Origin of the sequence: Tatumella sp. UBA2305, from assembly GCF_002345795.1 — a bacterium.
GTDB lineage: Bacteria > Pseudomonadota > Gammaproteobacteria > Enterobacterales > Enterobacteriaceae > Tatumella > Tatumella morbirosei.
On record NZ_DDVT01000018.1, the window covers coordinates 125,747 to 147,521 of the forward strand.

Annotated in this window: 23 protein-coding genes; 16 read left to right on the forward strand and 7 right to left on the reverse strand. The window is 49.9% G+C overall.

Translation table 11 applies throughout. The features are described 5' to 3' along the window. Positions 1–61 precede the first annotated feature (61 nt). The 5 genes from ugpB to ugpQ all read left to right on the forward strand — a co-directional run bounded on the left by ugpB (position 62) and on the right by ugpQ (position 5,019). Complete coding sequence (ugpB, locus tag B3Z23_RS11570) at positions 62–1,381, forward strand: sn-glycerol-3-phosphate ABC transporter substrate-binding protein UgpB (RefSeq protein WP_294910157.1); 1,320 nt, start codon at positions 62–64, stop codon at positions 1,379–1,381. Positions 1,382–1,473: 92 nt separating this feature from the next. Further along, the gene (ugpA, locus tag B3Z23_RS11575; protein WP_294910159.1) at positions 1,474–2,361 is read left to right on the forward strand and encodes a sn-glycerol-3-phosphate ABC transporter permease UgpA; all 888 of its coding nucleotides are present in this window, start codon (positions 1,474–1,476) and stop codon (positions 2,359–2,361) included. Next, on the forward strand, positions 2,358–3,203 hold the full coding sequence (gene ugpE, locus B3Z23_RS11580) for a sn-glycerol-3-phosphate ABC transporter permease UgpE (RefSeq protein WP_294910160.1): 846 nt from the start codon (positions 2,358–2,360) through the stop codon (positions 3,201–3,203). Before ugpA ends, ugpE begins: the two co-directional genes overlap by 4 nt. A 2-nt stretch (positions 3,204–3,205) precedes the next feature. Continuing rightward, positions 3,206–4,276 (forward strand): sn-glycerol-3-phosphate import ATP-binding protein UgpC, encoded by a 1,071-nt coding sequence (locus tag B3Z23_RS11585; RefSeq protein ID WP_294910162.1) that lies wholly within the window; start codon positions 3,206–3,208, stop codon positions 4,274–4,276. After that, entirely contained in the window at positions 4,276–5,019 is a 744-nt protein-coding gene (gene ugpQ, locus B3Z23_RS11590) for a glycerophosphodiester phosphodiesterase (RefSeq protein WP_294910163.1), read from the forward strand. Before B3Z23_RS11585 ends, ugpQ begins: the two co-directional genes overlap by 1 nt. 34 nt (positions 5,020–5,053) lie before the next feature. On the opposite strand, the gene B3Z23_RS11595 is transcribed toward ugpQ, so the two are convergent. Beyond that, complete coding sequence (locus tag B3Z23_RS11595; RefSeq protein ID WP_294910164.1) at positions 5,054–5,323, reverse strand: DUF2756 domain-containing protein; 270 nt, start codon at positions 5,321–5,323, stop codon at positions 5,054–5,056. Between the two features lie 440 nt (positions 5,324–5,763). On the opposite strand from B3Z23_RS11595, the gene B3Z23_RS11600 reads away from it, so the two are divergent. From B3Z23_RS11600 to gntU, 4 genes are all read left to right on the forward strand, one after another. Further along, the gene (locus B3Z23_RS11600; protein ID WP_294910166.1) at positions 5,764–6,462 is read left to right on the forward strand and encodes a pirin family protein; all 699 of its coding nucleotides are present in this window, start codon (positions 5,764–5,766) and stop codon (positions 6,460–6,462) included. 99 nt (positions 6,463–6,561) lie between these two features. Then, on the forward strand, positions 6,562–7,557 hold the full coding sequence (gene gntR / locus B3Z23_RS11605; RefSeq protein WP_294910168.1) for a gluconate operon transcriptional repressor GntR: 996 nt from the start codon (positions 6,562–6,564) through the stop codon (positions 7,555–7,557). Positions 7,558–7,689: 132 nt separating this feature from the next. Further along, a complete protein-coding gene (gene gntK / locus B3Z23_RS11610) occupies positions 7,690–8,220 on the forward strand; it encodes a gluconokinase (RefSeq protein ID WP_294910169.1) in 531 nt (176 codons plus the stop codon). A 12-nt stretch (positions 8,221–8,232) separates the two neighbouring features. Beyond that, positions 8,233–9,573 carry a gluconate transporter gene (gene gntU, locus B3Z23_RS11615; RefSeq protein WP_038016721.1) on the forward strand — a complete coding sequence of 447 codons (1,341 nt, stop codon included), beginning with the start codon at positions 8,233–8,235 and terminating at the stop codon, positions 9,571–9,573. Between the two features lie 58 nt (positions 9,574–9,631). Here the strand turns inward: gntU and B3Z23_RS11620 are convergent, their stop codons facing one another. Continuing rightward, positions 9,632–10,225, reverse strand: a complete 594-nt coding sequence (locus B3Z23_RS11620) for a YhgN family NAAT transporter (protein WP_038016486.1) — start codon at positions 10,223–10,225, stop codon at positions 9,632–9,634. A 300-nt stretch (positions 10,226–10,525) separates the two neighbouring features. On the opposite strand from B3Z23_RS11620, the gene asd reads away from it, so the two are divergent. After that, positions 10,526–11,635 (forward strand): aspartate-semialdehyde dehydrogenase, encoded by a 1,110-nt coding sequence (gene asd, locus B3Z23_RS11625; RefSeq protein ID WP_294910172.1) that lies wholly within the window; start codon positions 10,526–10,528, stop codon positions 11,633–11,635. A gap of 66 nt (positions 11,636–11,701) precedes the next feature. Here asd and glpD read toward each other — a convergent pair whose 3' ends face one another. Continuing rightward, entirely contained in the window at positions 11,702–13,234 is a 1,533-nt protein-coding gene (gene glpD / locus B3Z23_RS11630) for a glycerol-3-phosphate dehydrogenase (RefSeq protein WP_294910174.1), read from the reverse strand. Between the two features lie 235 nt (positions 13,235–13,469). Here glpD and glpE point away from each other — a divergent pair, with 235 nt between their 5' ends. From glpE to B3Z23_RS11645, 3 genes are read left to right on the forward strand one after another with little or no spacing between them, the layout of a single operon-like run. Further along, positions 13,470–13,802: a thiosulfate sulfurtransferase GlpE gene (gene glpE, locus B3Z23_RS11635; protein WP_294910177.1), complete on the forward strand. Its 333-nt coding sequence runs from the start codon at positions 13,470–13,472 to the stop codon at positions 13,800–13,802. Positions 13,803–13,825: 23 nt separating this feature from the next. Continuing rightward, positions 13,826–14,659 carry a rhomboid family intramembrane serine protease GlpG gene (glpG, locus tag B3Z23_RS11640; RefSeq protein WP_294910179.1) on the forward strand — a complete coding sequence of 278 codons (834 nt, stop codon included), beginning with the start codon at positions 13,826–13,828 and terminating at the stop codon, positions 14,657–14,659. 46 nt (positions 14,660–14,705) lie between these two features. Beyond that, positions 14,706–15,464: a DeoR/GlpR family transcriptional regulator gene (locus B3Z23_RS11645; protein WP_038016494.1), complete on the forward strand. Its 759-nt coding sequence runs from the start codon at positions 14,706–14,708 to the stop codon at positions 15,462–15,464. 48 nt (positions 15,465–15,512) lie between these two features. Here the strand turns inward: B3Z23_RS11645 and nfuA are convergent, their stop codons facing one another. Together nfuA and gntX are read right to left on the reverse strand one after the other, a co-directional pair. Then, a complete protein-coding gene (nfuA, locus tag B3Z23_RS11650; protein ID WP_038016496.1) occupies positions 15,513–16,088 on the reverse strand; it encodes a Fe-S biogenesis protein NfuA in 576 nt (191 codons plus the stop codon). Positions 16,089–16,145: 57 nt separating this feature from the next. Next, positions 16,146–16,829 carry a DNA utilization protein GntX gene (gntX, locus tag B3Z23_RS11655; protein WP_294910182.1) on the reverse strand — a complete coding sequence of 228 codons (684 nt, stop codon included), beginning with the start codon at positions 16,827–16,829 and terminating at the stop codon, positions 16,146–16,148. Positions 16,830–16,859: 30 nt separating this feature from the next. Between gntX and bioH the strand changes: the two genes are divergently transcribed. From bioH to B3Z23_RS11670, 3 genes are all read left to right on the forward strand, one after another. Beyond that, on the forward strand, positions 16,860–17,630 hold the full coding sequence (bioH, locus tag B3Z23_RS11660; protein ID WP_294910249.1) for a pimeloyl-ACP methyl ester esterase BioH: 771 nt from the start codon (positions 16,860–16,862) through the stop codon (positions 17,628–17,630). A 168-nt stretch (positions 17,631–17,798) separates the two neighbouring features. Further along, positions 17,799–18,068, forward strand: coding sequence for a DUF1471 domain-containing protein (locus B3Z23_RS11665; protein ID WP_038016501.1), 270 nt, complete (start codon positions 17,799–17,801; stop codon positions 18,066–18,068). Positions 18,069–18,239: 171 nt separating this feature from the next. Further along, entirely contained in the window at positions 18,240–18,542 is a 303-nt protein-coding gene (locus tag B3Z23_RS11670) for a putative quinol monooxygenase (protein ID WP_294910184.1), read from the forward strand. Between the two features lie 90 nt (positions 18,543–18,632). Here the strand turns inward: B3Z23_RS11670 and B3Z23_RS11675 are convergent, their stop codons facing one another. Together B3Z23_RS11675 and greB are read right to left on the reverse strand one after the other, a co-directional pair. Further along, positions 18,633–20,954 carry a Tex family protein gene (locus tag B3Z23_RS11675; RefSeq protein WP_294910250.1) on the reverse strand — a complete coding sequence of 774 codons (2,322 nt, stop codon included), beginning with the start codon at positions 20,952–20,954 and terminating at the stop codon, positions 18,633–18,635. Positions 20,955–21,052: 98 nt separating this feature from the next. Further along, positions 21,053–21,532 (reverse strand): transcription elongation factor GreB, encoded by a 480-nt coding sequence (gene greB, locus B3Z23_RS11680; RefSeq protein WP_294910185.1) that lies wholly within the window; start codon positions 21,530–21,532, stop codon positions 21,053–21,055. Between the last annotated feature and the right edge of the window lie 243 nt (positions 21,533–21,775).

A 21,775-nucleotide genomic window follows, 5' to 3' on the forward strand; every position in this document is an offset into this window, starting at 1 on the left:
TTCCGTGTCATTTTACCTCGCGAACTTCCCATAGCGCACGATAATGCCACAGGAAAAAACTATGCCAGTTCTTAAATTTCGTCATCATGCCGCAGGATTAATGCTGGCATTAGGTCTTAGCGGAAATGCTTTTGCGGTCACTGAAATTCCCTTCTGGCACTCAATGGAAGGAGGATTAGGGACTGAGGTTGACTCGCTGGCCCAGCGTTTTAACCAGACTCACCCTGATTACAAAGTGGTTCCGGTTTACAAAGGTAACTACGAACAGAGCCTGGCGGCAGGGATTGCTGCGGTACGCAGTGGTAATGCTCCTGCCATACTTCAGGTCTATGAAGTCGGCACCGCTACCATGATGGCCTCTCATGCGATTAAGCCGGTCTATCAGGTGTTTAAAGATGCCGGTGTTCAGTTCGATGAAAAACAGTTTGTCCCAACCATTGTCGGTTATTACACCGATGCTAAAACCGGTCATATGTTGTCTGAACCTTTTAACAGTTCAACCCCCGTTCTGTATTACAACAAGGATGCATTCCGTAAAGCCGGACTCAATCCTGATCAGCCGCCAAAGACCTGGCAGGAACTGGCCTCTGATGCCGCGGCATTACGTAAATCAGGCATGAGTTGTGGATACGCCAGTGGCTGGCAGGGCTGGATTCAGCTGGAAGAGTTTAGTGCGTGGCATGGCCTGCCGTTTGCCTCTGAAAATAATGGTTTCGATGGTACTGATGCGAAACTGGTCTTCAATGGCCCGGAACAAATCCGTCATATTCAGATGCTGGAAGATATGAACAAAGCCGGCAGCTTCACCTATTTTGGACGCAAGGATGAATCGACCGCCAAATTTTACAGTGGCGATTGCGGCATGACGACGGCGTCATCAGCTTCTCTGGCAGATATTCGTCAGTATGCCAAATTCAATTTCGGTGTCGGAATGATGCCGTATGATGCCACGGTGAAAAATGCGCCACAGAATGCCATCATCGGTGGTGCCAGCCTGTGGGTGATGCGTGGTCAAAGTGATGCTACTTACAAAGGGGTGGCGGAGTTCCTGAAATTCCTCGCGCAGCCAGAAATTGCGGCAGAGTGGCATCAGAAAACCGGTTATCTCCCGGCCACAACAGCAGCCTACGAGTTAACCCGCCAACAGGGCTTTTATGAAAAAAATCCTGGTGCGGATATCGCGATGAAGCAAATGCTGAATAAACCTCCTTTAGCCTTCACCAAAGGACTGCGTCTCGGCAATATGCCGCAGATACGTACTGTGGTGGATGAAGAACTGGAAAGTGTCTGGACCGGGAAAGAGACTCCGAAAACAGCACTGGATAATGCAGTTCAGCGTGGTAACCAACTGCTTCGCCGTTTCCAGCAGCAGGTTCAGTAATCCGACGTTAGTAAAAACATCCCCTTGCCGGGTCACTCAGGTGATTTCTGCAAGGGGATAGCCCGGGGAATCTCCGCCTGAGGTCAGGTTTTATGTCATCTTCTCGTCCTGTTTTCCGTCACCGTGCGTTACCTTATCTGCTGCTGCTGCCGCAGATTGCCATCACGGTTATCTTCTTTATCTGGCCGGCTGCAGAAGCGCTATGGTATTCGGTTCAGAATCTCGATCCCTTTGGTTTTTCGGCACATTTTGTCGGGTTAGCGAACTTCACCTCCTTATTCCAGGATCCGTATTATCTGGATTCGTTTAAAACCACGATTATCTTCAGTGCGCTGGTCGCTGCATTGGGGCTGGTAATCTCCTTATTTCTGGCCGCACTGGTTGATTACGTCTTACGGATGAAGAAGTTCTACCAGACATTGTTACTGCTGCCATATGCTGTCGCCCCGGCCATAGCTGCCGTGCTGTGGATGTTCCTGTTTAACCCGGGATTAGGGGTGATTAGCCACTTTTTACAGTCGATAGGTTATAACTGGAATTATGCGCAGAACAGTGGGCAGGCTATGTTTCTGGTTGTTCTGGCCTCTGTCTGGCAACAAATTAGTTATAACTTCCTGTTCTTTTTTGCCGCGTTACAGTCGATCCCTCGTTCACTGGTTGAGGCGGCTGCGCTGGATGGTGCCGGACCGGTTCGGCGGTTTATGCATCTCTCATTACCCCTGATCACACCCGTCAGCTTTTTCCTGCTGGTGGTTAACCTGGTGTATGCCTTTTTTGATACTTTCCCGGTGATCGATGCCGCCACCCAGGGGGGACCGGTTCAGTCCACCACTACGCTTATTTATAAAATATACCGTGAAGGATTTACGGGGCTGGACCTGAGTGCCTCGGCAGCTCAGTCGGTAGTTCTGATGGTGATTGTCATCCTGCTGACAGTCGTACAGTTCCGTTTTATTGAACGTAAGGTTCGTTATCAATGATAGAGAATCGCCGTGGATTAGATATCTTCAGCCATATCATGTTGTGGCTCGGTATCCTGACAATTCTGTTTCCGCTCTACATCGCTTTTGTTGCCGCGAGTCTGGATAACCATCAGGTTTTCCAGTCGCCCATGTCATTAGTTCCGGGCAGCCATCTGTGGCAAAACATTCAGACTATCTGGACTCAGGGCGTCAGTGCTAACAGCCCGCCCATTGGCAGGATGCTGCTGAACAGTACTCTGATGGCACTGGGAATTACCGTGGGCAAAATAGCCATCTCTATCATCTCAGCGTTCGCGTTAGTCTGGTTTCGCTTTCCGCTGCGTCAGTTCTGTTTCTGGATGATCTTCATCACCCTGATGTTGCCTGTTGAAGTTCGTATCTTCCCGACGGTGGAAGTGGTTTCTCAGTTGCATATGCTGAACAGTTACAATGGCCTGATCCTGCCCATGATGGCCTCTGCCACGGCCACCTTTTTATTTCGACAGTTCTTTATGTCGCTGCCGAATGAGCTGATTGAGGCTGCACGAATTGACGGGGCCAGCCCTATGCGATTTTTCTTTGATATTGTCCTGCCGTTATCGAAAACCAATCTGGCTGCTCTGTTTGTCATTACCTTTATTTATGGCTGGAACCAGTATCTCTGGCCATTATTAATTACCAGCGATTCACGAATGAGTACTGCCGTCGCCGGGATCCGCAGCATGATTTCATTTGGGGAAGGAGTGACTCAGTGGAATCTGGTGATGGCAGCGATGTTACTGACGCTGATCCCGCCGTTGATCGTGGTGATAGTTATGCAGCGCGCCTTTGTGAAAGGCCTGGTCGAGAGTGAGAAATAGTCATGGCAAGTGTACATTTTCAGGCAGTTACCAAATCCTATGATGGTAAAAACCGTATTATTCAACCGTTAGATATCACCATTAATGAAGGAGAGTTTATGGTGATGGTCGGGCCTTCAGGATGCGGAAAATCCACCCTGTTACGGATGGTGGCAGGGCTGGAAACTATCAGCTCAGGTGACATTTATATTAATGATCAGTGCGTCACGCACCTGGAACCCAAAGAGCGCGGAATTGCCATGGTATTTCAGAATTATGCATTGTACCCGCATATGACCGTTGAGCAGAATATGGCTTATGGGTTGAAAATCCGCGGTATGGCTAAGGAACAAATTCGTCAGCGCGTATTAAGTGCCGCCCGCAGTCTGGAACTGGATGCTCTGCTGGCCCGCCATCCACGTGAATTATCCGGCGGCCAGCGTCAGCGTGTCGCGATGGGTCGTGCAATAGTCCGGGAACCTGCGGTGTTTTTGTTTGATGAGCCGTTGTCTAATCTGGATGCGCGCCTGAGAGTACAGATGCGACTCGAGTTGCAGCAACTGCACCAGCGGCTGAAAACCACCAGTATTTATGTCACTCATGACCAGGTAGAAGCAATGACTCTGGCCCAGCGGGTTATGGTGATGAATAAAGGGGTAGTTGAACAGGTTGGTACTCCGGCAGAAGTTTATGAGAAGCCTGCCAGCACCTTTGTTGCCGGATTTATTGGTTCCCCGGCCATGAATTTACTGCCCGGGAAAGTCAGTGCCGATGGCCGGGAATTCGTGATCGATCCAAAAAATAAAATCATGTTGTCCACTCAAAGAGCGGAACTGGCAAATCAGCAGCTGACTCTCGGTGTTCGCCCTGAGCATATTCTGACCGTACCACGTTCAGAAAACAGTTTGCCTGTGCAGGTTGAAACTCTTGAAATCCTCGGTGCAGATAATTTAGTGCATGGTAACATTGGTGGTCACCGGCTGGTGATTCGCTTACCTCATGAACAACGGCCGCAGGCAGGGACAGTGCTCTGGCTGGAGTTTCCGCACAAAGCCCGGCATTTGTTTAATACCACCACAGGATTACGTCTGTAATGACAGAACAACACTGGCCATACCCGCATATCGTCGCCCATCGTGGCGGCGGTAAATTAGCGCCGGAAAATACCCTGGCGGCCATTGATACCGGCCACCGTTTCGGGCATACCATGATTGAATTTGATGCAAAGTTGTCCCGGGACGGACAAATATTCCTGTTGCATGATGATTCACTGGAACGCACGACCAATGGCCAGGGTATCGCCGGGCATCAGCAGTGGCAGACATTATCCGGGCTGGATGCCGGAAGCTGGTTTGGTTTGGCGTTCCGGTCAGAACCGCTGCCCACTCTTGAAGAAGTGGCTGAGCGTTGCAGGGAATATCGGATGATGGCTAATATCGAAATCAAGCCAACGACCGGCGAGGAGAGAACGACTGGCAGGGAAGTGGCTCTGGCCGCCCGAAGATTATGGCAGGGCCAGGTTGCACCATTACTTTCGTCTTTTTCGGAAGAGGCACTGGCAGCAGCACAGGAAGCGGTTCCTGAACTGCCACGCGGATTATTGCTCGATAGCTGGCGTGATGACTGGCAAACGCTGACTAAGCAACTGGGATGTGTGGCTATTCATCTTAATCATCTGTTACTGGATGCTAAACGTATCCTTCAACTAAAGTCTGCCGGGTTACGTATCCTGGTTTATACCGTCAACCAGCCTGAGCGGGCCCGGGAATTACTTGGCCTGGGTGTCGATATGATTTGTACCGACCGCATTGATCAAATAGGTCCGGATTTCCGCTGAGTCTTTTCACGGGCAGTTAATCGCCCGTGACTTTTCAGGGCTGAGCGTTATTAATCCGCTGCTGCGATCTCTGTTGCTGCTGTTGGATCTTCTGCTGCAGAGCCTGCGATTCCATCTGCTGATCATTACGCAATTTCATCTGCTGTTGTTGTTGCTGCATTTGCATCTGGTTTTGCATCCGTTGCTGGGAAATATTTGGAGTAACCCCTGCAGGGCGGTTTGTTGTCAGCGGATTGTGGTTAATTGCTGCCACTGCCATCAACGGCAGAGCCGCTATTAACGCGGTTAGCAGAGCTTTTTTCATTGTAACCTCCGGTCTAATCAGCTTACTAAATTATAGTTTTGACACCGCCAGCGGGCAAATCAGTGCCTGACGGTCATGTTGTCTGAGTTGGCTGTCAGTCGCTACCCGAAGAGTGCGGATGGTGATTCCTCAGAACACTTTCCGCAGTAAATATCAAAAAAAGTGAAATTTGCCTTTACAACTGATAATGATAATGATTATTATTCAATTGTCTTCACGAGACATCTCACTCAGATACCTGGTGAAGACACGACATTGCTCACATTGCTTCCAGTATTTTTTGCCAGCCTTCAGGCTGGCTTTTTTTTGTCTGTTATTCAGCAGATATCACCAGGCCACAGTGACTCTCTTCACTTTTTTTGAACAGAGGCATGAAGTTTTTCCGCTATTTTTTCGTGCTATTCAGGTCCAGACTGGTAAAAAAATCTGAGGGCAATGAGATGATCTATTTACGTAAAGCGGAAGACCGTGGTCACGCACAACATGGCTGGCTGAACAGCTGGCATACCTTTTCTTTTGCCGGTTATCACGATCCAGACTTTATGGGGTTCTCGGCGTTAAGAGTGATTAATGAGGATATCATCGCGCCTGGCCAGGGATTTGGCGCCCATCCGCATAAAGATATGGAAATTCTGACTTATGTCTTGTCCGGGGCTGTTGAACATAAAGACAGCATGGGGAACAAGGAACAGATTCAGGCGGGTGAGTTTCAGATAATGAGTGCAGGTACCGGAGTGCGTCACTCTGAATATAACCCCAGCAGTACCGATCCGTTGCATCTTTATCAGATCTGGATTATCCCGGAACGCGCTGGTATTGACCCCCGTTATGCGCAGCGGAAATTTGCGGCTAAACAAGGACGTCAATGGGTACTGACTCCGGATGGCCGGGAAGAGTCACTGATCGTCTGGCAGGATATGACACTATCACGCTGGGCACTGCTGGCAGGCGAACAGGACAAGTTGCCACTGGAAGCGGGCCGTAATACCTGGATTCAGGTGGTCAAAGGCGGTCTGACTATTAACGGACAGCAGGTAAACACCAGCGATGCTTTGGCTGTCAGAGATGAAGATGCACTGGAGATTACTGCTGATAGTGATGCAGAGATTCTGATTTTCGATCTGCCTCCGGTTTCGTGACCCGCCAGCCCCGTTGCGCGTGATTGCCGACGGGGCATTTTTGTGTGACAAATTAATGCTAAACTCAGCCTAATCTCTCTGGTGTGAGTTTCGCAAACGATGAAGAAGAAAAGACCAGTACTTCAGGATGTTGCCGATAAACTGGGGGTCACTAAAATGACTGTCAGTCGTTATTTACGTAATCCTTCTCAGGTTTCGGCCGCATTAGGAGAAAGGATAGCCGTTGTTCTGGATGAACTTGGCTATATCCCCAACCGGGTCCCGGACATGCTGTCTAATGCGACCAGCCGGGCAATTGGTGTTCTGCTTCCCTCACTGACCAACCATGTATTTGCGGATGTGTTACGGGGTATCGAAACAATTACCGATGCCGCAGGATATCAGACGCTGGTTGCGCACTTTGGCTACGATGCACAGAAAGAAGAGCGGCAGTTACGGTCTTTACTGGGCTGGAATATTGATGGCGTGATCCTCACTGAAAGAACGCATACTCCGGCGACATTACGCATGCTGGAAATTGCCGGAATACCGGTGGTTGAAATTATGGATTCTGCCTCGCCGTGTCTCGATATGGCCGTCGGTTTCGATAATGTGGAAGCGGGACGACAGATGACAGAAATGCTGATTCGTCGTGGACACCGTTCAGCCGTTTATCTGGGAGCAAGGCTGGATGAGCGTACTCTGCAAAAACAGCAAGGGTATGAGTTGGCCATGTGTGAGGCAGGGCTGGAACCGATGAGTATTATGGTTGAGATGTCATCCTCTTTTACCACCGGAGCTGTCTTGTTACAGCAGGCCCTGCAGCGTTTTCCGCAGATGGACAGTCTTTGCTGTACCAATGATGACCTGGCAGTCGGTGCCATGTTTGAGTGTCAGCGGCAGGGGATTGCTGTTCCGCAGCAGATAGCCATCATGGGATTCCATGGCCACGATATCACGCGTGTGGTGACCCCGGCGCTGGCCACAGTAGTTACGCCCCGTCAGCAGATAGGCGAGGAAGCCGCCGGGATGTTACTGCAACGACTGAAAGGCGTAACGGTGTCAGAGAAAGTGCGTGACCTGGGGTTCAGTATCGCTTGTGGTGGCAGTATTTAAGTATTTTTTATGATTCAGTTCACAGTTTGATGTTTTATTTGCCAAAGCTGTTGCCAGTAAATGTCCTGGTCATGACAATGTTTAATTAATTGTTATCGGTAACATTGCTGCATCAACAGTCGGGGCATAAAAATGAGTACAGCTTCTTCAAATCATCATGTGTTTATTCTGATGGGCGTATCCGGCAGCGGAAAGTCGGTAGTCGCCAGTCGTGTCTCTCACCAGCTGCAAACCGCGTTTCTTGATGGTGACTTTCTGCATCCCAGAGCGAACATTATGAAAATGGCCGACGGGCATCCCCTGAATGATCAGGATCGTCAGCCCTGGCTGCAGGCCATTAATGATGCGGCTTTTGCTATGCAGCGAACTCAGGCTGTATCGTTAATTGTGTGTTCGTCACTGAAAAAAAGTTACCGCGATATTCTTCGTGAAGGTAACAGCAATCTGAAATTTGTTTATCTGAAAGGTGACTTCGATACCATCGAGTCGCGTCTCAAAGCCCGTAAGGGACATTTCTTCAAACCCGCCATGCTGGTAACACAATTCGCCACTCTCGAAGAACCAACAGAGGATGAAACTGATGTCCTTACTGTGGATATCCGTCAGTCGCTGGATGAGGTTGTTGCTGCCACGGTTGATGCGATCAAACACGCAATTCAGTAAGGATTAATAATGATAAGTACCGCAACACTGGTGCTAACAGCAGCCGGTTCGGTTCTGCTGCTGTTACTGCTGGTGATGAAAGCCAGGATGCATGCTTTCGTCGCTTTGATGTTAGTCTCCGTTGGCGCCGGAATAATGTCCGGAATGCCACTGATAAAAATTACCGAAACCATGCAAAAGGGTATGGGGGGGACTCTGGGATTTCTGGCCATAGTGGTCGCCCTGGGAGCAATGTTTGGGAAGATTCTTCATGAAACCGGAGCCGTCGATCAGATTGCTATCCGCATGTTGAAAACCTTTGGTGAAAAGCGGGCGCATTATGCGATGGGCATTGCAGGATTTATCTGTGCCTTACCGTTATTTTTTGAAGTCGCCATTGTATTGCTGATTAGTATCGCTTTTGCCGTGGCCAGACGTACTGGCGGCAATCTGGTAAAACTGGTGATTCCTTTGTTTGCCGGGGTAGCGGCGGCGGCGGCTTTCGTATTGCCGGGTCCGGCTCCGATGTTGTTAGCCTCTCAGATGCATGCCGATTTTGGCTGGATGATTCTGATTGGGTTATGTGCAGCCATACCGGGCATGCTGATTGCGGGTCCGTTGTTTGGCAGCTTTATATCCCGACATGTTCACTTTTCCCTGCCTGCGGAAGATACTCAGCCGGAAGTTGAAGCCCATAAGCTCCCGTCATTTGGTTTCAGCCTGTCGCTGATCCTGTTTCCGTTAGTGCTGGTGGGGCTGAAAACTATCGGTGCGCATTTTGTGGCTGCCGGGACACCGGTGTATAACTTTCTGGAGTTTATCGGCCATCCGTTTATTGCAATTCTGCTGGCTTGTCTTATCACCATCTATGGTCTGGCTTATCGTCAGGGGATGGAGAAATCAAGGATTATGCAGATCTGTGGTGAAGCACTGCAGCCGGCCGGTATTATTCTGTTAGTTATAGGTGCGGGTGGGGTATTTAAACAGGTACTGGTCGATTCCGGAGTCGGCCCGGCGCTGGGTGATGCCGTGGCAGGTGCTGGTTTACCCGTCGCGGTAGCCTGTTTTATTCTGGCGGGCGCTGTCAGGATCATCCAGGGGTCTGCCACTGTTGCCTGTCTGACGGCAGTTGGGCTCATTATGCCGGTGATCGAACCTTTGCATTACAGTGGTGCTCAGCTGGCTGCGCTTTCCATCTGTATTGGCGGGGGCTCAATTATTTTCAGCCATGTTAATGACGCAGGATTCTGGTTATTTGGTCGTTTTACCGGAGCCTCAGAAGCCGAAACGCTGAAGACCTGGACTTTGATGGAAACCATTCTCGGGACCAGTGGCGGTATCATTGGCATGCTGGCCTTCTGGCTGCTTAGTTAATCTGACCGGTGTATTTGTCATAAGAACGCCGCAACAGTAAAACTGCTGCGGCGTTTTTTTATAACTTCATGTAAGCGCGGATGCCATCAAGGAACATTTGAGTTGCCAGCATGATCAAAATTAATCCCATCAGGCGTTCCAGTGCATTTACACCCTTACTCCCCAGCAGTCTTAAAAATATCCCGGACAGTAGCAGAATAGTTGAGGTTATCGCCCAGGCGAGTAATAGTGCCAGCACCAGCATCCCCGGCTGTCCCGGATACTGATGGGACATGAGCATCAGGGTCGCCAGTAATGAGGGGCCGGCAACCAGTGGAATAGCCAGGGGCACCAGAAAGGGCTCTTCACCCGCCGGAAGTCCAGAGCTGTCATTGCCAGGTCCCGGGAAAATCATTTTAATCGCGATCAGAAACAAAATAATGCCTCCGGAGATAGAGACCGTTTCAGCCCGCAGATTAAGGAATGACAGAATCTTTTCTCCGGTAAACAGGAACAACAGCATAATAGCCAGAGCAATGAGCAGCTCACGCAGAATAACGATTCTCCGCCGCCGGGGGTCAAGATGTTTGAGCACTGACATAAAAATAGGCAGGTTACCCAGCGGGTCCATGATAAGCAGCAGTAGTATGGTGGCGGAAATCATTTCGGTCATGAGTCGCGGAGTATCCTTTAGCTGAACGACAAATATAAGTTCAATTGTTTAAAAAGCCCGGCTCATCGAATTAATTCACTTGCCAGACAGTGTGCATTTTGTAGAGTTGGGGGTCACAGGTAAATCTGATTATTATGCCGGATGCTCAGAACAGGCATTTTAGTTAATTTTTTTCAGTAAAAAGCATCTGGTCAGTATAAATCCGCCCGGTGATCGTATAATCCTGCGATACGTTGTCAATGTTCCTGACAGTGTGGTGTGGCAAAATCTGGCTCAGAATACAGGATAAGCAGGCATAACATGAAAAATGTAGGTTTTATTGGCTGGCGAGGTATGGTGGGTTCCGTACTGATGTCCAGAATGACAGAAGAACGTGACTTTGATGGGATCAATCCGGTCTTTTTCTCTACCTCGCAGCACGGTCAGCCGGCACCGTCATTCGGTGGACGCCAGAATGGTGTTCTGCAGGATGCGGGTAATATTGAAGCATTACGCGCACTGGATATTATTATCACCTGCCAGGGTGGAGACTACACCAATGATATCTATCCAAAATTACGTGCATCCGGATGGCAGGGGTACTGGATTGATGCTGCTTCCACTTTGCGCATGCAGGATGACGCCATCATTATTCTGGACCCGGTCAACCAGAACGTCATTCACCAGGGACTGGAAAAAGGTATTAAAACCTTTGTGGGTGGTAACTGTACCGTCAGTCTGATGCTGATGTCTTTGGGCGGGCTGTTTAGCCAGGGACTGGTTGAATGGGCATCTGTTGCTACTTATCAGGCCGCCTCTGGTGGCGGTGCCCGCCATATGCGCGAGCTGTTAACTCAGATGGGCATGCTGCATAACCATGTTGCGAAAGAGCTTCAGGATCCTGCATCTGCGATCCTGGATATTGAACGCAAAGTGACAGACCTGACCCGTTCAGGAACTTTGCCGACCGATAACTTTGGTGTTCCTTTAGCGGGCAGTCTTATCCCGTGGATTGATAAACAACTGGATAACGGCCAGAGCCGCGAAGAGTGGAAAGGTCAGGCAGAGACAAACAAGATTCTGGCAACCGACAAAATTATCCCGGTTGACGGGCTGTGTGTCCGTGTAGGAGCGCTGCGCTGTCACAGCCAGGCCTTTACCCTGAAACTGAAGAAAGATATCCCGCTGGCAGAGATTGAGCAGTTGCTGGCAGGACATAACGATTGGGTTAAAGTGATTCCGAATGACCGTGAACTGACCATGCGGGAGCTGACTCCTGCTGCGGTGACCGGGACGCTAAGCACTCCGGTAGGACGCTTGCGTAAGCTGAACATGGGGCCTGAATATCTGTCGGCCTTTACTGTCGGCGACCAGTTGTTGTGGGGAGCAGCAGAACCTCTGAGAAGAATGCTACGTCAGTTGGCAGGTTAAGCCTCAGAAATTGAGCGATAAAGAAAGGCGGCTAATCAGCCGCCTTTTTGATCTCTGAGTCAATACTCAGATTTCGGTCACTGTATGTAGTTTAGCTGGTGCTGGCACAGCCACCACAGGATGTTGTGCCTGTAGCCATTCGGTGATCCGGGCCTGCTGGTCCTGAGTCAGCCACATGCCCTGTTTGGTCCTGCGCCAGATAGCGTCATCCAGTTCTCGGACCCATTCGTGATCGACCAGATAGCGAAGTTCTGCTTCGTAGAATTCATGGCCGAAGTTCTCACCTAAATCTTCCAGTTGTTGTGCATTACCCAGCAATTTCTCAGTATTACTACCATAAGTCCTGGCATAGTGGGTGGCCATGGCGTCGGTAATAAATGGATAGCGCCTGCGTAAACCAGCCGCAAAATCTTCGCGGCTTCCGGAAAAATGTCCTCCTGGCAGTACAGAGTTTTTGGTCCACGCCGGACCCGCTTCCGGATAGTATTTTGCCAGTTTTTCCATGGCGTGTTCTGCCAGCTTACGGTAAGTCGTCAGTTTGCCGCCAAATACCGACAACAGTGGTGCTTTACCCTGATCATCATGGACATCCAGTGTGTAGTCACGGGTGACCGCCTGAGGTGAGTCAGATTCATCGTCACACAGCGGACGTACACCGGAATAAGTCCAGACAATATCCTGACGGGTCAGGTTGTGGCGGAAGTGCACATTAAAGACCTTCAGCAGGTATTCAATTTCGTTATCGTCAATAGCAACCTCTTTAGGATCGCCATGATATTCGACATCGGTCGTACCGATAATGGAAAACTCATCCATCCACGGGATGACAAACACAATCCGGTGATCTTCATTTTGCAGGATGTAGGCCTGTTTATCAGTATGGACCCGGGGAACTACAATATGGCTGCCTTTGATCAGACGAATACCATAGGGTGACTTCAGCTCCAGCCCGTGATCAAAGAATTCTTTGACCCATGGCCCGGCAGCATTAACCAGCCCTTTGGCTTGCCAGCGAAATTTTTCTCCGCTGTCAGTGTTTTCGGCTTCAACCACCCAAAGGCCATTTTCGCGCCATGCCCGGGTCACGCGTGTACGGGTTTTTACTTCACCACCGCGTTCAGTCACGGCCTGTGCGTTGACGACGACCATTCTGGCATCGTCGACCCAGCAGTCTGAATATTCAAAGCCACGGGTAATTTCGGGTTTCAAAACGGAATCGCTTCCGAATTTGAGTCCTTTACTGGCTGGCAGACTGGTGCGTTTACCCAGATGATCATACAGAAACAGACCCATACGTATCATCCAGGCAGGGCGTAAATGTGGACGATGGGGCAGTCGGAAGCGCATCGGAAAAGCCAGATGCGGTGCCATTTTCAGTAATACTTCACGCTCGGCAAGGGCCTCACTGACCAGACGGAATTCATAATGTTCCAGGTAGCGTAAACCACCGTGGATCAATTTTGAACTGGCAGAGGATGTCGCGGATGCAAAATCCCTCGCCTCCAGCATCAATACCGACAGGCCGCGTCCGGCTGCATCTGCCGCAATACCGGCGCCGTTGATACCGCCGCCGATGACGATAAGATCTTTGGTTTCCACGTAATATCCCCCGGTGTTCGGAAAATCAATTTTATGTTCGTTTTCGAGCGTAATAGTAGTCGAAAACAAACATTGATGCCAATAGTTAACCAGACGAAAACAATTTTGCGTGATACAGATAACATAACGACACAACAAAAAAGCCTGTGGCGATTTTTTAACGGATTATTGAAAGCCAATATCGGGTTACAATACGCAGCAGTGAAGTGATCTGATGAGGTGAATGAGAGACATTATGGAAACTTACGAGTGTATCAGTGTGCAGCAGGCCGGTGAAAAGTTCCGGCAAGGGGCTCTGCTGGTGGATATCCGCGATCCACAAAGCTTTGAAGCCGCGCATGTGGCTGAGGCCTTCCATCTGACCAATGGCACACTGAACAATTTTATCGCCAATGCAGATATGGATCAGCCGGTATTAGTCCTTTGCTATCATGGCAACAGTAGTAAAGGTGCTGCGCAATATCTGATTAATCAGGGGTTTGATCAGGTTTATAGTGTCGATGGTGGTTTTGATGCGTGGAGGATCGCCTTCCCGTCGCAAATCCGCAGCGACGCGGGTCAGAACTGAAGAGGTTATGCAGGGGCTATTTCATGAAATGTATTTCTCAGTTTTCGAACCCGCGCATGGCTCAGGCATTTATCGATTATATGGCGACCCGCGGTATCCGTCTGCACCTCGAAAAACAGCAGCAACACTATCTTTTATGGCTGGATGATGAAGAACAACTGGCAGTGACAGAAGATGAATTAAGCCAGTTTCTGCGCGAGCCCAACCATCCCCGTTACCAGGCGGCAAGCTGGAAAAGTGGCGATACCCGGTTTCAGATGAGTTATCCCCGTGGTCATCTGTGGCGGACCATCCGTGAGCGCGGTGGTCCTATGACCATGACTATGTCGGCTATCTGTATTGTGGTGTTTATCCTGATGCAGATACTGGGAGATGAAACTGTACTGAGCTGGTTATCATGGCCCGACGGACCTGACCAGTATTTTCAGGTCTGGCGCTGGTTTAGCCATGCTTTCCTGCATTTCTCGTTGCTGCATATTCTGTTTAATCTGCTGTGGTGGTGGTATCTCGGCGGTGCGGTTGAGAAACGGCTCGGGACAGGCAAACTGTTCGTGATTACCCTGATTTCTGCTTTGCTGACTGGCTGGATGCAGGCGAAATTCAGTGGTGTCTGGTTTGGCGGGTTATCCGGAGTGGTTTATGCCCTGATGGGTTATTGCTGGTTACGGGGAGAACTGGACCCTGACAGCGGCGTCTATCTGGAGCGAGGGCTGATTGTTTTTTCTATTCTGTGGCTGGTGGTGGGTTATTACGGTTTGTTCGGTATGTCGATCGCGAATATGGCACATTTCACCGGTTTGCTGGTTGGGCTGGCGATGGCCTACATGGACAGTCGGGCGGCGATAAAACAGCGCTGACAATTAAAATAATGAATCTCATAACCCACCTTCAGAGGAGTGTAATGTGAAGCAGACCCAGCGTCATGACGTGATTATTGAAATGGTAAAACGTCAGGGATATGTGAGTACTGAAGAGCTGGTCGAACATTTTTCTGTCAGCCCGCAGACGATTCGTCGCGATCTGAATGATCTGGCTGAACAGAATCATATTCAGCGCCACCACGGCGGTGCGGCATTGCCCTCCAGTGCAGAAAACACGGCCTGGCATGACCGTAAGATGATGTTTTCGGAAGAAAAAGCCAGGATAGCTCAGAAGGTTGCTGCACAAATTCCGGACGGTTCAACACTGTTTATAGATATCGGTACTACCCCGGAAGCAGTGGCCCATGCATTACTGAATCATAATCATCTGCAGGTGGTGACTAATAACCTGAATGTTGCTTTGTTACTGATGGCGAAGCCGGATTTCCGGGTGATTATCGCTGGCGGTGATGTGCGTTCAAGGGACGGGGGGGTGATAGGCGAAGCAACCATGGACTTCATCTCGCAGTTCCGTCTTGATTACGGCATCCTTGGCATTAGCGGGATCGACATGGATGGTGCATTGTTGGAATTTGATTATCACGAAGTGCGTACCAAACGGGCAATCATTGAGAATTCAAGAAATGTGATTCTGGTTACCGACCATTCTAAATTTGGCCGTAGTGCCATGGTTAATCTTGGCAGTATTAGTATGCTGGACAGTCTGTATACCGACAAGAAACCGCCGGAAGAGTTGCTGAAGGCCATTATCCAGAGTGATGTTCAACTGGTACTTTGCTAAACAAAACAGCCCGCGTTTCGTTGGAAGACGTTGCGGGCTGCTTGCTGTTTAATAGTAAGAGTGCTCACCTGGCTGGTGTTCTGTCAGGTCACGTACCCCTTTAAGTTCAGGGAACGCGGCCAGCAGTTCTTTTTCAATCCCTTCTTTCAGGGTGACATCCACCATTGAACAGCCGTTACATCCGCCACCAAATTGCAGAATAGCATAACCGTCATCGGTAATTTCCATCAGCGATACTTTACCGCCATGGCTGGCGAGTTGCGGGTTGATTTGGGCCTGTAACTGATATTCGACCCGTTCAATCAATGGGGCATCATCAGCAACTTTACGCATTTTTGCGTTCGGTGCTTTCAGGGTCAGCTGAGAGCCGAGGTTATCGGTCACAAAATCGATTTCAGCCTCTTCAAGATAAGGGGCACTCAGCTCATCAACATAAGCGATCAGATTGTCGAAGCGGAGTTCAGTATCTGTGCTTTCCACAGCATCCGGAGGGCAATAGGAGACACCACATTCTGCACCAGGGGTCCCCGGATTGATCACAAACACACGGATTTGTGTGCCTTCTTCTTGTTTGGCGAGAAGCTTAGCGAAATGCTCCTGGGCGGTGTCAGTAATACGGATCATAGCATTGCTCAATAGTTGACTGAAACAGTGGGTTATAATACGCCCATCACTGTGACTCTACAAGGTTCGGCACAGGCACCAGACCTGGATATCGGCCACAGCAGATTGGGTCAGTAATCGTGAAATTTCACCGGCAGTACTGCCGCTGGTCACAACATCATCGACTAATGCAACATGGCGTCCTGCCAGCTGTTTTTCAATACAAAACGCATTGTGAAGATTCTGTTTTCTCTGCGAGATATTCAATTGATGCTGCACAGCGGTTTTACGGGTACGGCGTAAAGCCTCTGAATCAAACTCACAGCCCAGCCAGTGAGCCAATGGTTGTGCCAGCAAGGCTGACTGGTTGAATCCCCGCTGCCGGAGCCGCTGTTTGTGTAACGGTGAACATAGCAGGATATCCGGTTTGTGTAGTCCATGCTCTCTGTGTTGCTTAAGCCAGCTTAGCAAAATAAGCCGGGCAAGCATCACCGAGAGTGCGGTATAGCCGGAAAATTTAAATTTATGTAACAGCCTGCTCAGTGGTGGTTGATAATCTCCCGCACAGACCAGGTGTTGCCACGGCGGGGGCTTTTGCAGGCAGCGGCCACATTCTGCGCTATCCGTTGCTGCAGGTAAACCGCAACGCAGGCACAATGCCGGCAAGCGTGGAAGACGACGCTGGCAGCTACTACATATACCCGTGGCGGGTAGGGCCAGTGGCAGATGACATAACCAGCAATAACTCTTCAGAGTAAGCATGGTATCCTGATGTTTATTTAGGGGTCATTTATCATGTCGCTTTACTGGCATACTTGTGGAGAGGGAAAAACGGATCTTGTGCTGCTGCACGGATGGGGATTGAATGCCGAAGTATGGCGTCCGGTGATCGACCCACTCAGAGCACATTTTCGCCTGCATCTGGTCGATCTGCCGGGTTACGGGCGCAGTCAGGGATTTCCGGCCCTGAGCCTGGAGCAAATAGTAGCCACTCTGCGGGCGCAGATTCCTGACAATTCGCTGATTGCGGGTTGGTCGCTGGGTGGTCTGGTGGCGACCCGGTTGGCCGGGCTGGCAGAGACCCCGGTACGCGGACTAATTACTGTTGCCTCCTCTCCCTGTTTCACTGAACAGGAAAACTGGCCAGGAATCAAACCTTCGGTATTACAAGGGTTTAGTCAGCAGCTCAGTCACCATTTTGAAAAAACCATTGATCGCTTTATGGCACTACAAACCCTTGGCACCGAAACGGCACGGCAGGATACCCGGTTACTGCGTGAGGCCATTTTGTCGCAACCTCTGCCGGATCTGTCAGTGCTGACTACCGGACTGGAAATATTACAAACCACGGACCTGCGTGAACAATTACCCCTGCTAAATGTTCCTTTCCTGCGGGTTTATGGTGCACTGGATGGTCTGGTGCCAAGAGTCATTGCCGGTAAGGTGGATCAATTGGCAGGACAAGGTCAGTCGGTAGTTATCGGAAAAGCCGGGCACGCACCGTTTATTTCACATCCGGATCTGTTTTGTCAGAGTGTTATTGAATTTTTGCGTTATTGTTGAATTTTGTTTGTAAGTTTGTTGCCTGTTTACCGGTTGCACACTAATAATTTAGGTGAGTCCCTGAATTACCCCGACTGGACTGCAGCACATGGATTCTCTGTTCACTCAGAACTATCCCTCTATGCCGTGGGTTTAGATGACTAAACGACAAACTAAGAGGCTTACCCTATGAAATTTATTAAATATACAATAACCGCTCTGGTGGCAGGTGTGTTCTCCTTTTCGGCATTTGCCGCTGAAGAAGTGACTCAAAAGCAGGTAGATGAGATGAAACTCGAGTCACTGGGTACGATATCCACGACTAATCATGCAACTTCCCCGATGGATGCTCATAAAATTCTCTCCTCCGAGGCCGACAAAAAAGGTGGCAGATACTTCAGGGTTATCGCCGGACGTGAACATGGTCGTATCAGTGCAGTGGCTGAGGTCTACAAATAATATTTCTTCGCGCAGGCAACATGAGTTGCCTGCGTGTGGTGAGATTTTTACCCTGTAATGCTTCTCTGTTCTTTCGCTGGTTGTCATTCCCTGTCTTAGCGTTGCATACTTAAAAATCAAATCTATACCGTCGGTGTTGCCGGTATATCACTTTCTATCTAAAGGTCAGATATGAGTCAGGTTATTACTGTTACTGCATTGATTACCGTAAAAGCGGGCGAAGAACAGGGTGTTGCTGAAGCATTGAAAATCGCCGAAAGAGAAGTGCAGGAGGAGCCAGGTTGCGAAGCCTATATCCTTCATCAGAATCTCGCGAATGCCTCACAATTTCTGATGCTTGAGCGTTGGACTTCCGCACAACATCTGGCAGAACATGAGCAGTCACCGGCCTTTAAAAAACTCGGTGCAGCTATTGGTGGGCGTGCTGATATTGAAGTGATTAAATCAGTGCCTGTTGCCGGGGCCGACCACTAAGCATGCTGATATACCTCGCAATGTGCAGAAAATAGCAGAGCTGGCGGAACACGTTGTTGTGGTCCGCCAGTCTTTACAGTCAGGTCAGATCTAACGTTTTTTACCAAAGGCCGCAGCCAGTGCATCTTCCATGGCACTGTTACCTGTAGGTTTCTGACGAGATTTGCCATTATCCTGACGAGCCTGTGGGCGCGATTGTCCTGCTGTGTTTCCTTGTGCTACCGGTTTACGACGCTCAGATAGTTGTTCATCCAGACGCATTGTCAAAGCAATACGTTTACGATGTAAATCAATTTCCAGCACTTTCACCTTCACGATATCACCGGCTTTCACCACCTGATGAGGGTCTTCGACAAATTTGTCGGAAAGTGAAGAGATATGCACCAGCCCGTCCTGATGAACCCCGATATCTACAAATGCCCCGAAATTTGTGACATTCGTAACCGAGCCTTCCAGAACCATACCTGGCAGCAGGTCAGACATCGTATCCACGCCTTCGGCAAAAGTAGCAGTACGAAATTCCGGGCGTGGGTCGCGGCCGGGTTTCTCCAGCTCTTTTAAAATGTCATTCACAGTAGGCAGACCAAAACGGGAGTCAGTAAACTGCGAGGCGCTTAATGATCGCACTGCAGCACTGTTACCCATCAACTCATCCAGAGCCTGCTGAGTGGCTGCCAGGATGCGTTCTACCACAGGGTAAGCTTCAGGATGGACTGTGGAAGCATCCAGCGGGTTATCCCCCTGGTTTATCCGCAGGAAGCCGGCGCACTGTTCAAACGCTTTTGGCCCCAGCCGGCTGACTTTCAGGAGTTGCTGGCGGTTATGGAAACGGCCATTCTCATCGCGCCAATTGACAATATTCTGGGCCATCATCCGTGTCAGGCCCGCAACACGGGTCAGCAGGGCAACCGAAGCGGTATTCAAGTCGACACCTACCGCATTCACACAGTCTTCGACCACTGCGTCCAGTTTTTTCGCCAGCAGGCTCTGGCTGACATCGTGCTGGTACTGGCCAACACCGATCGATTTAGGATCGATTTTAACCAGTTCGGCGAGTGGGTCCTGAAGCCGGCGAGCGATGGAGACTGCTCCCCGTAATGAAACATCCAGGTCAGGGAATTCCAGAGCGGCGAGTTCGGACGCAGAATAGACTGACGCTCCGGCTTCACTAACAATCACCTTCTGCGCGGTGACCTGTGGAAATTGCTTCTGAAGATCGAGGAAGAAGCGTTCGGTCTCTCTGGAGGCGGTACCATTTCCAATAGCGACCAGTTCTACCTGGTGACGGGTGCAGAGTGCAGCAACAGCCGCTGCTGCTTTTGCGGTCTGTCCGGTATGTGGATACACCGTATCGGTCGCCACCAGTTTACCGGTAGCATCGACTACTGCAACTTTTACACCGGTGCGCAAACCCGGATCGAGCCCCATTGTGGCACGCATCCCGGCAGGTGCGGCCATCAGCAGGTCATGCATATTGCGGGCGAAAACATTAATAGCTTCTTCTTCCGCTTTTTCGCGCAGGGTACCCATCAGTTCAGTTTCCAGATGGAGTAACACTTTAATGCGCCAGGTCCAGCTGATCACGGCTTTACGCCAGTTGTCGGCCGGAGCTTTGTTAAAAATGACCTGTAAATGGCTGGCGATCAGCGTTTCACCATAACTCTCGCGGGGCGGCTCATCCGCTTGTGGGTCCGGATTAATCGACAGCTGTAGTATCCCTTCGTTTCGGCCACGGAACATGGCTAATGCACGGTGAGATGGGACTGAAGAAAGTGGCTCATGGTGGTCGAAATAATCGCGGAATTTTATACCTTCTTCAGCTTTCCCTTCTGCGACCCGTGAAACCAGATGCGCGTTTTTCGCCAGATAGTCACGAACTTTGGCCAACAGAACGGCATCTTCGGCAAATTTTTCCATCAGGATATATCGGGCACCATCCAGAGCGGCGCGGCTGTCTGCGACTCCTTTATCCGAGTCGACATACGGCAGGGCGGTAGTTTCAGGATCAGACTGAGGATTTTCCCATAACTGCGTGGCCAGAGGTTCAAGCCCGGCTTCAATAGCAATCTGCCCACGGGTCCGACGTTTCGGCTTGAATGGAAGGTACAGGTCTTCAAGCTCAGTTTTACTCAGTGTGCTGGTCAGTGCAGTGGCAAGAGCGGGGGTCATTTTACCCTGTTCTTCGATGGACCGGAGGATAGTCTGACGACGATCTTCGAGTTCACGCAAATAACCCAGTCGGGATTCCAGCTGTCTCAGCTGTGTATCATCCAGGCCACCGGTCACTTCTTTACGATAACGTGCAATAAATGGCACGGTATTCCCTTCGTCCAACAGATGCACGGCAGAATCGACCTGCTCTGCCCGCACCTGAAGTTCACTTGCAATAATCTGGCTTAGCGAATTTTTCATCTTTTGCATCAGGTTTCTACGGGGTTAATTTATAGCGGACAGTTATACGGACTGAGCGGACAAAATGCCAGTGGCCGCGCCCGCTTTGGGAGATATTCCTACCCGGCGTCAGGGTAGGTAACGGAATTCACATACCAGACAGCAATGCCAGCAGGTGTTTCGACTCTGACGGTATCGCCGGGTTCCTTTTTTAACAGGGCTCTGGCCATCGGTGAATCGATGGAGATATAGTCTTTACGGCCGAAGATCTCGTCGTAACCCACGATACGGAATTGACGGATATCACCTTCATCGTTCTCAATTTCTACCAGCGCGCCAAAAAATACTCGACCTTGTTGCTGAGGTGAATAATCAACGATACGTAATGCTTCAAGACTTTTTGTCAGATAACGAACCCGTCGGTCAATTTCCCTTAGCCGCTTTTTGTTATACTGATAATCAGCATTTTCGCTACGATCACCCAGACTGGCAGCCCAGGTGACTTTCTTTGTCACTTCAGGGCGTTCTTCTCGCCACAAATAGTCAAGTTCCTGCTTTAATTGATTGTAGCCTTCACGTGTAATCAGTGGCGTTCTCATTCGGGATCCCCGGGACAGTAATGAAGTGTCAGTAAATAGTCAGCTTTTGTAGGGAGTCGCGTCCGTGGAAGTCAGAATTTCTTCATCTGAGCCCGAAAACGGGTTGTGGGGCAGAAATAATGGCCCGGAAGCAACTTTACAAGCCAGAAGAAAAGTTTGTGTAAATTCAATACATTTCCCTGGCTGTCATAGACCGAAACAGACATAACTTGCTGTTTAATATGCTTTGTAACAATTTTGGCC